At 58.1% G+C, this 10,263-nt stretch carries 5 protein-coding genes and 1 pseudogene; 2 read left to right on the forward strand and 4 right to left on the reverse strand.

Annotated features, from left to right (window positions below):
• Both Q5H33_RS07245 and Q5H33_RS07250 read right to left on the reverse strand, forming a co-directional pair.
• A pseudogene (locus tag Q5H33_RS07245) lies at nucleotides 1–263 on the reverse strand (protease HtpX); the annotation flags it as partial.
• A 398-nt stretch (nucleotides 264–661) separates the two neighbouring features.
• Nucleotides 662–2,110 carry an FAD-dependent oxidoreductase gene (locus Q5H33_RS07250; RefSeq protein ID WP_065446561.1) on the reverse strand — a complete coding sequence of 483 codons (1,449 nt, stop codon included), beginning with the start codon at nucleotides 2,108–2,110 and terminating at the stop codon, nucleotides 662–664.
• 281 nt (nucleotides 2,111–2,391) lie between these two features.
• On the opposite strand from Q5H33_RS07250, the gene Q5H33_RS07255 reads away from it, so the two are divergent.
• Nucleotides 2,392–3,402, forward strand: coding sequence for an asparaginase (locus tag Q5H33_RS07255; RefSeq protein ID WP_065434958.1), 1,011 nt, complete (start codon nucleotides 2,392–2,394; stop codon nucleotides 3,400–3,402).
• Between the two features lie 241 nt (nucleotides 3,403–3,643).
• Here the strand turns inward: Q5H33_RS07255 and Q5H33_RS07260 are convergent, their stop codons facing one another.
• Together Q5H33_RS07260 and Q5H33_RS07265 are read right to left on the reverse strand one after the other, a co-directional pair.
• Nucleotides 3,644–6,175, reverse strand: a complete 2,532-nt coding sequence (locus Q5H33_RS07260) for an HAD-IC family P-type ATPase (RefSeq protein WP_164519340.1) — start codon at nucleotides 6,173–6,175, stop codon at nucleotides 3,644–3,646.
• A 379-nt stretch (nucleotides 6,176–6,554) separates the two neighbouring features.
• Nucleotides 6,555–8,534, reverse strand: coding sequence for a S1C family serine protease (locus Q5H33_RS07265; RefSeq protein WP_126015804.1), 1,980 nt, complete (start codon nucleotides 8,532–8,534; stop codon nucleotides 6,555–6,557).
• Between the two features lie 274 nt (nucleotides 8,535–8,808).
• Between Q5H33_RS07265 and tgt the strand changes: the two genes are divergently transcribed.
• Nucleotides 8,809–10,176 (forward strand): tRNA guanosine(34) transglycosylase Tgt, encoded by a 1,368-nt coding sequence (tgt, locus tag Q5H33_RS07270; RefSeq protein ID WP_171842572.1) that lies wholly within the window; start codon nucleotides 8,809–8,811, stop codon nucleotides 10,174–10,176.
• Nucleotides 10,177–10,263: the final 87 nt, after the last annotated feature.

Genomic DNA, 10,263 nt, shown 5'->3' on the forward strand with positions numbered 1-10,263 from the left:
GACAGTTCGCGCACGATTTTGTACAGTACCGGCGCTTCCTGCTCGCTGACTTCCTGCGCATGCATGGATGCAATCGCAAGTTTGTCGGAAAACCAGTAGGATGCGAACGTTGAGCCAAGTCCGATGAGAATGTAGATGCCAAGCGTACGCTGGCCGCCACCGGTCGCCCACCAAATGAGCATGATGACGCCCCACATCAACGCGAATAACAGCGTTGTCTTCAAGCCATTGCAATGGCCATGCACCCGCAATTTGCCGTTCATGGTCACTAGCGTAGAAACGGAGCCTGAGTTTTTGCTGGATATGTGCTGGAGACTGGACTGCGGAAAGGACTAGGGGGCAGTTGCGGAAGTTCGCATGCTCAGCTTCTCCCCGGATATCCGATTCTGCAGAAACGGACATCCGATGCATGCCAAGAGGCCTTTGGGTGACCGAATCGGGAGAATCGGACAAGTAGCAAGTCCTTCGTCCACATCACATGTCCAATTCACCAGAAACAGACATACAGAACATGTTTCGAACACTCCAGATGTCCGATTCACCAGAAACGGACAAGCACAGGATAAAAAATGCGTCTTGGGTGACCGATTCTCCAGAATCGGACATCCAAGACGCATGAAAGAAACCTGGGACCTATCAGATCAGATCCCAAACACCCACCTTAAGCGTGAGCCAGGGCGCGCATCTGCTCCGGATCGATGACCTTCTTGTGCTCACGGCCTTCCTTCGCACCCTCGGCACGTTCGAACGCATCGATCTTCTTCCAGCCAGCGAAGTCGATCGGCTTGACACCGCGCGATTCCAGCAGCCGGTCGATGGACTCCGGATCACGATCGGCAGCCACACGACCGCCTTCAGCAGCCTTCGACAAATCCTCCAGCATATTGGTCACGATCAGCAGTGCGTCGGACTTGGTGGAGCCGATCAGGCCAACCGGACCACGCTTCGCCCAACCGGTCGCATACAGACGCTCGCGCACTTCATCCGTGGCTTCAGCGGCCGTAGTGATACGACCGTCACCGTTCGCGTTCGCCAAGTGCGCATGACGCTCGTCGTACGCAATGCCCGGCGCGGTGGCCGGTTTGTAGCCGATCGCATGGTACACAGCCTGCACCGGATACTCTTCGAATTCGCCGGTACGGCTCATCTTGCCGTCCGCCGATGTCTCGGTCTTTTCCACACGGATGCCAACGACCTTGCCGTCCTCACCCAACACTTCGACCGGAGCGGAATTGAAGTGCACGTAATATTTGCGGTCAGCCGGATTACCCTCATAATCCACGTCACCGTCATCTTCCATGTCTTCCGCCATCTCACGAATCGTGAACAGCTCTTCGACCATCTGACGAGTCAGCTTGTCTTTGCCGGCCTCTTCAATCGTGTCTTCATCCAAATCGAAATCGTCTTCGTTGATGATCAGCTGCACTCCCGGCAGCTTCTCCATCTCACGCAATTCCTGCACGGAGAACTTGGCCTGCGCCACACCGCGACGGATGAACAAGTGAAGCACACGCGCCTTGTTGGACTTGATGCCCTCATATACGTTGTCCGGAATGTCGGTGCGCTCCTTCAGATCATCGGCATTGCGCATGAGCTCGCGAGCCACGTCCATGGCCACGTTGCCGCCGCCGATCACGGCGACTTCCTCAGCTTCAAGCGGCCATTCGCGAGCGCCGGTCGGATAACCGTCGTACCATTCCACGAACTTGGCTGCGCCGTATACGCCGTCCAGATCGGCGCCCGGCAGTCCGAGCGGCTTGTCTTCGACGGCACCGGTGGCGAACAGCACGGCATCGTAACGTTCGAGCAGTTCGTCGAGCGTCACGTCCTTGCCGAATTCCACGTCGCAGTACAGGTGGATGTCCGGATTGTCGAGCGTCTTTTCGAGTGCCGACGCGATGAATTTGATGGACGGATGATCGGGGGCCACGCCGTAGCGCACCAGACCGAACGGCACCGGCAGCTTTTCGAACAGGTCGATTCGGGCGGCAGCGCCGAGGCCGAGCTCCTCGCCGAGCTTCTTCAACTGGCGCAGGAAAATGTCAGAGGAGTAGACGCCTGCAGGGCCGGCGCCGATTACAGCAATACGAAGTTCATGAGTTTCAGTCACGCGCTCTAGCCTAATGCATTCCCTGCATTTGCGACAGGGGTGCTCATGCACTTTCTTACGACTTCTTCGCCTTGTGCGCACTGGCGTTGGTGTTTGCGCTGAATCCAGATGAATCCAACGTGTGGCTGCATTAATCGTACGCGATGAGCGCGGCAGATGCACGTACAATCGCAAGTAGTCGCAGAATCGCGGGATGTAGGAATCCGAAATATCGGAATTCGTCCATCCCGCAATCGCAAGCAAGTACTTATTAAGTACCAGGCAATCGTAAGAAGGTGGCAATGCGCATTCACATCACATATACCGGCGGCACTATCGGCATGATTGACTCGCCGAACGGCCTGATTCCGGGCGCCGACACTCGCGGATGGCTGTCCCGTCTGCTGGAGGACGCGCACATGGACGCGAGCCTGTTCACGTTCACCGAGCTTGATCCTCTTATCGACTCGTCGAATGCGACTCCCGACAATTGGCAGACGATGGTCGACGATTTGCGTGCGCACCGCGATGATGCCGACGCGTTCGTGGTGCTGCATGGCACCGACACGATGAGCTATTCGAGCGCCGCACTTTCGTACGCATTGGCCGATTTCGGCAAGCCGGTGATTTTCACGGGTTCACAGCATCCGCTTGGCAAGATCGAATCGGATGCCACTGCGAATGTCACGGGCGCGCTGAATGCCGCGATGAGCGGACGATTCCACGGTGTGGGACTGTTTTTTGGACATCACCTGTTTGCGGGCAATCGTGTGAGCAAGTCGTCGAGCTGGGCATTTGAAGGTTTTTCGGCGCCTTCCGTCGGCCCGCTGGCACGCACTGGCACGCCATGGCATTGGTATGCGGGCGATTCCGCTGCGGTTGGCTGCGGTTGGACGTCGCCTCAGCCTTACTCTCGCCATGATGTTGCGGTGATCGATATGGCACCCGGCATTTCCGCGGCACGGTTGGAAGCGATGCTTACGCCGCGGCCGGAAGCGGTTTTGTTGCGTGCGTACGGCGTCGGCAATGTGCCAAGCGACGAGCCTGGACTGACTGACGTGATTGCCGACGTGCTGCATGATGGCGTTCCCGTTGTGATTGCATCGCAGTGCCAGCAGGCGGAAGTACTGCTCGGCCATTACGAGACGGGTGATGCGATCGCACGCGCCGGCGCAATTGGATCTGGCGATATGACGCTGGAAGCCACGTATGCGAAAATCATGTTCCTGCTGTCTCAAGGCGTGACCGGAGCCGACTTCGGCAAGTGGATGCACACATCGATTGCTGGAGAAATCTCCCCGAGCTCGCTGTAAACAATCCCAAAACTTCCGAATCTGCCTTATACATGCCTTATGTATGGCAGATTCCGAAGTTCGTCCGGAGCTATCTGCGTTATATATGGCAGAGCTGTTTTGAGAAACCGGACTTAGAGGGTGTATTCTCGCCCCCTAAGTCCGGTTTTCTCATATGGACCTGCCAGATATAAGCGAAATACTTGCTGACAGACCTCCAAATCTGCCATATATAGGCGAGATACGGGGTTTCGAGGCGCAATCAGGCTGATTCGCCACGGTCGAAAAGCACGGTGAGCGCCCACAGAATGCTGACAACATCAATCGCTTCCTGCATGAACGCGCCGACAACCACGGGAATCAGATTGAACGCGGCCGCGATCATGCCGATAATCGCAAGGCCGAGGCCGATCAGCACCGCCTGCAACATCACCTTTTTCGTGCGGCGCGCGATGGCGATGGCCCGCGGAACGGACGCAATGTCGTCATTCATGATGACCACTTGCGCAGATTCGGAAGCCGCGGTGGACGTGCCGTCGGTCATGGCCATGCCGATATCGGCAACCGCAAGTACGGGGGCGTCGTTGACGCCGTCACCGACCATCATGGTGATTTGACGATTCTTGGATTCGCCGGTTACGCGTTGCTTGATGCGATTCCACAACGACAGCTTCTGGTGCTTGGATTCAGTGGCGCTCTTGACGGCGGCAACCTTGTCTTCAGGGAACAGTTCGGACTGCACGTCGTCGATACCGACTTCGTTTGCGATGATGCGGGCGGACGCAGCCTTGTCGCCGGTAAGCATGGACAGTTCCTTGACACCCAACTCGTGCAGGCGAGCCAAAGAACGCTTCGCATTCTCGCGAGGTACGTCACGAAGTACGATGCGGGCGGCAAGACGGCCGTCAATCGCCACGTATGCAGCCATTTCGTCAGGAGCGAGCGGGGCAAACAGCGAGTTTGCGGTTTCAGGCTTGCGAGCGGCGGATTGGGTTGCGACGGACGCGGAAGTAGAGGGCGCGGCTGCAGGCTGCGCATCGTCAGGCACCCCGTTCCTCACTCCCATAGTGTCCGATTCTGGAGAATCGGACAAGTAAACACACGTTTTAGCCCTCTGGATGTCCGTTTCTGGTGAATCGGACATCCGCAGCGCATTCTGAGTCTCCCGTTTGTCCGATTCGGCAGAATCGGACACGTAATACGTCGCATCCGGCATATGCAGCACCGGCATGAATCCGGATTCGTCAGCCGTCACGTATGCGAACCGCCCCACGCGCACCTGATGCCCGTTCACTTCGCCGGATATACCCTTGCCGGACTCCTCTACAATGTTCTTCACCACCGGATAGTCGCGCCCGTGCCCCGGCAAATCGCGCTCGACGCACAGCCTCTGCCCCGCCGCATACCGCGCATACAAATCATCCATAGCCTTGCGTCCGGCCGCCGCGATGCCTTTCGACAGAATGTGCACCGAATAGCCTTCCACCACGCTGGCCATCATGAGAATATGGTCCTCATTGAACGGCGAACTCGTCTCAAACGGCTTCTCTACACGTACGACCTGCGGCTGCTTGACGGTGAGCGTGCCGGTTTTGTCGAAGAAAATATGCGATACGCGACCTAGATTTTCCAGCACATCCTGCGCTTTGATCAGGATTCCCGCTTTGGCAAGTCGCCCGGTTCCAGCCACATATGCGACCGGCGCGGCAATCAACAGCGGACATGGCGTAGCAAGCACCAATACTTGCGCAAATCGCAGCGGCAATCCGGAAATCGCCCATGCAATCCCAGCAATCGCAAGCGAAAGCACGGTAAACGGCACTGCAAGCATATCCGCGGTCTTCACGACAGCGGGGCGCGACTCTTGCGCCGACGAGACCAGCTCCAGGATCTTCTGGTATTGCGAATCGTGCGCAAGTTGCGTGGCGCGCATGGTCAATGTTGTGGAGCCATTGACCGCACCGGACATCACGCGAGCGCCCGCATATACTTCGCGGGGAACGGGCTCGCCGTTGATGTTGCTTAGGTCCAACGTGGCCACGCCCGACAGCAGCTCACCGTCGACCGGCACCGTTTCGCCGGGCAACACCAGGATCACGTCGCCGAGCTGTACCTGATCAACGGGGACCGTTTCGAAACGCTCTCCAGCCGCATCATACGTCTGCGCGGCACCTTTTGTGTCCGTTTCTGGAGATTCAGACGCAAAAGCACGCTTTTCACCGTCTTGGTTGTCCGTTTCTCCAGAATCGGACACTCTGACAGTACGAAATCCGTCGGCGGTCACGTCGGCCGTATGCTCGCTGCCCGACGCGTGCACATGCCCCCGCATGCCGGGCAGCACGACCACGTGCGCGGTTCGCGGTGCCGCGTCGATCAGCGCGGTCAGGTTGCTTTCGGCCTTTGACTGCGCGAATTCCTCGATCGCCTCGCCGGACGAGATCATCAGCACCACGGCCCATGCGGCCCAATATTCCTGCACTGCGACCGTCGACGCAATCGCGACGACCGCCAGCAGATCGACGCCAACATGCCCGTGCCGCAGATCGTCGATCATGCCGCGTACCGTCACCACAATCGTGTACGCAACCAACGCGATCACAATCCACTGCCCAACGCCCGGATTGAACGCACTCAACCCGTCAACGCCGACTTGCGAAATCCACGAATCCCACGCAGCCTCGCCCCACGGCTTCCACTCCCCCAGCAATGCCAACGGAATCGCGGACAGAATGGTAATCGGCAGTAACGGAACCTGTTTGCACAGTCGCCAGCAAATATCGATGATTCTACGCATGAGAATCTCCTTACGCTCGTATCGGACGCCTTGTTAACCCATCGGCGCCTCGCCCGCGCGAGCCATCGATACACGGCGTAAAAAGATATTTTCAGCATAGCAAATATTTGCGATTTTTGTGCCGCAATACAGCAATAAGGGCTGTGCGATTGCTCACACAGCCCTTATTGCATTCTTCTTTTGGCTTGCTTTTTGTTGATTTTCGCGGTTTTCGTTGTACTTGCGATTTCGTGGTGCCAGCCGCGTCTTCGCCGTCAGCCTATCGGGTGGCTTCCGTCCGTTCGCATGTCGCGAAACGTTTTAGTCAGCCCAACAGTCTTGACTTGCGCACCGCAACAACTTGCGTCCGTCAATTCACGCACCGCATCAACATCTCGCTTTACCACAGGCCGAACGGGTCGAACAGGCCGCCACCGTCACCGTAGCCGTTGCCGTCGCTCTGTCCATTTCCGTTGCCATTGCCGTCATTACCGTAACCGTTGCCATTGCCGTTCTGGCTCTGGCCATCATTGCCGTTGTTCCGCTGGTTCTGGCTGTTGGCGGAGTTCGTTTGGGATTCCTCCTGGTCGAGTGTCACGTCAAGCTCCATGGTGTTGCCGTCGCGCACGACCGTCAATGTCACCTTGTCGTTCATGGCGGAGGCGCGCACGTAGCCGAGCAGCGAATAGTTGTTGTTCACCGCCTTGCCGTTGAACGCCACGATGGAGTCGCCGGCCTTCACTCCGGCCTTGGCCGCCGGGCTGTTGTCGACCACGGACTGCACCTGCGTGCAACCGCGGGTCACGCCGTCCGCCTCAACCGTGGAGCTCTTGATGGTGACGCCGAGCGCCACATGCTGCACGGTGCCGTTGTCGATGATCTCGTTAGCCACACGCTTTACCAGGTTCGACGGAATGGCGAAGCCGATGCCGATGGATCCGGCGGTGCCGGAAGACGTTGTGGTGGATGCGATGGATGAGTTGATGCCAATCACCTGGCCGGCCGCATTGAAGGTCGGACCGCCGGAATTGCCTGGGTTGACGGCCGCGTCAATCTGCACGGCGTTAGTAACGATGTCGTTGTTGTTGTCATCGGACACGGTCACCGGGCGGTTGAGCGCGGAAACGATGCCGACGGTTGCGGTGTCATCGTAGCCGAGCGGATTGCCGATGGCCATCACGGATTCACCCACGGCAAGATTGTCGGAATCGGCAAATTCCGCGGCTTTCAGATTGCTCGGCGGATTGTCGAGTTTGATTACGGCCAGATCGGTGGTGGTGTCGGTGCCGACGATTTGCGCTGAGTAGATGGTGCCGTTGGCGAGCGTCACTTGAATCTGCTTCGCGCCGGAAATCACATGGTTGTTGGTGACAATGTAGCCTTTGTCGCTGATGATTGCGCCGGAGCCTTTGGCGCTGCCGTCGCTGGTTGCCACGTCAATGGACACCACAGAATCGGACACTTCTTTCGCCACTGCGCTCCAGTCCGCGGCCTCGCCGGATTTGGCTTTCGCCGAACCGGATCCGGACGTGTTGGACTTCACGCTGGTCAGTGAGCTGGAGGTGGGTACGGTCACCCATCCATTGGTGATTGCCGCGTAGCCGACGCCGAGGCACAATGCCGCGGAGACGAGGGCCGCCACCACGCCGGTCATCACATGCCCGGTCACGCCGGAAGCGGACTTCGGCTTGGCTGCAGCGCCATTCTGCTGCGGGGCACCGAACGGATTACCGTTATTCGGATTCCCAAACGGGTTGCCGTTATTGGGAGTATTCGGCGCTGCTGGCGGCACGTTGGCACCGCCTTGCGCAGCGGGCTTCATGAATGGATTGCCGTTATTCGATTGCGCGTTCTGCTGATCGTTCTGCTGATTTCCACCCACATACGGATTCCCGAAGAAAGGATTGCGAGGCCGCTGCGGCTGCTGTCCGGAAGCCTGCCCGTACGCGCCATATTGCGGCTGCGGAGGCATGTTCGGCGCACCATTCGCAGTATCGTTCGCGGCTGCGGTGCCATCAGCCGGCTGCGTCGGCACGGGACCGTACGCACCATATTCCGGTGCCGGACGGTACTGCTGGGCCGGCGCATCCTGCGTGGAACCGCCAACCACGGTACGTTCGCCCGCCGCGGAAGCATAATCCGACGTATCGCCCGCCGCAGCCGCGGATTCCGCCGAAGCGCCATCGTTCGCAACAGGCATGGCGGCCGTCGGCTGATCCTCAATACCGCCCTGCACGTCAATCGGTTCGGTAGCCGACTCTGCAGCATACGGCTCACCTGCGTAAGTTTGCGTCTGTTCCGCATCAACCGACGGCATCGGCACGGTCTGTTGTTCGTCATTCTGCGGCTGCACGGCGTTCTGGTCGTTCTCTTCAGCCATTTTCGCTCCTTATTCGTCTCGCGGCATTTCACAAATCAGCAATCGTGCCGCTCGAACTGCTATCTATGAGTAAAGATACTCGCTCTGGAAGTTTCCTGAATGTTTGTTGAAAGTAGCAGCCAAATACGTTCAACATCACCATTGAATCTGAAAATCGCACCAAAATGCGATCGGCACCTTCATCGCACTTTCCACATCTTCCTTATTTTCATTTCACCGATCGCATTCTTTGCAGCACTTTCAAGAATCGCTGCTATCGCATAAAATATTCCGCATGACAAGCCTTACCGAATCATCTACCGACACAGCGCAAGACACGCAAAACGCGGCAACCGCAGTGTCCGAAAATCTCATCGAACATCCGCGTGGAGCGGAACCAGGCAAGCCGGGCCGCCGCGACGCCTTCTATTTCGAACAGAAAAACCGCCTTCCCGACGCGGCGGACGGTAAGGGGCGAGGCGGCGCACGATATGGTCGCACCGGCATTATTCACACCCCCCACGGCGATATTCACACTCCAGCGTTCGTGCCCGTGGCCACGCAGGCCGCGATGAAAGCCGTTCTGCCCGAAACCATGAAGGACCTCGGCGCGCAATGCCTGCTGTCCAACGCGTTTCACCTGTATGAACGCCCCGGCGAACAAGTGCTCGACGAAGCCGGCGGCCTTGCCAAATTCATGAACTGGAACGGTCCGACCTTCACCGATTCCGGCGGTTTCCAAGTGCTTTCGCTCGGCGCGGGCTTCAAGAAGACGCTCGCCATGGATGTGACCGGCATGAAATCAGACGACGTGATCGCCGAAGGCAAGGAGCGCCTCGCGTTCGTGGACGAGGACGGCGTAACGTTCAAATCGCCGCTCAACGGCTCACTGCACCGTTTTTCCGCCGAAATTTCAATGGGAATCCAGCATAAGATCGGCGCCGACATCATGTTCGCGTTCGACGAGCTGACCACACTGATGAACACGCGCGGCTACCAGGAGCGTTCCGTGGAACGCACCTACCGTTGGGCGCAGCGTTGCGTTGCCGAGCATAAGAGACTTACCGAAGAGCGCGTCGGCAAGCCGTATCAGGCGCTGTATGGCGTGGTACAGGGCGCGAATTATGAGGATTTGCGCAGGCATGCGGCCGAACAGATCGCTTCGTTGGATTTCGACGGCGTCGGTATTGGAGGTGCGATTGAAAAGCGCATTATCGGCGACACTTGCGCCTGGATTTGCGATGCGATGCCGGAAAGCCGACCGCGCCACGTGCTCGGCATCGCTGCAGTCGACGATATTTTCGCATGCGTCGAGAATGGTGGAGACACGTTCGATTGCGTCGCACCGGCGCGTTGCGGCCGAAATGGCGCGATTTTCACGCGCGGCGGACGTTACAACATCAAGCGCGCGCAATTCAAGCATGATTTTGGCCCACTTGAAGAGGGCTGCGATTGCTACACATGCACGCATTATTCGCGCGCTTACGTGGATCATGCGTTGCGTGCCCGCGAATTCAACGGTTTCACATTGGCGACGATCCACAACGAGCATTTCTTCGTGAAGCTGCTGGACGATATTCGCGCGTCGATTGACGGCGGATATTTCGACGAATTCCGCGACGAAACCCTGGCCCGCTTCTACGCCAACGGTTCCCGCGGATGATGCGCTGCCAGATGTTCCGTCCAAACGGACGCTAGGCCACACTTCCACATTTCAAGGCACCGACGAACAAACCCGTCGGCGCCTTTT

The sequence above is a fragment of the uncultured Bifidobacterium sp. genome, from assembly GCF_959020145.1.
Classification (GTDB): domain Bacteria; phylum Actinomycetota; class Actinomycetes; order Actinomycetales; family Bifidobacteriaceae; genus Bifidobacterium.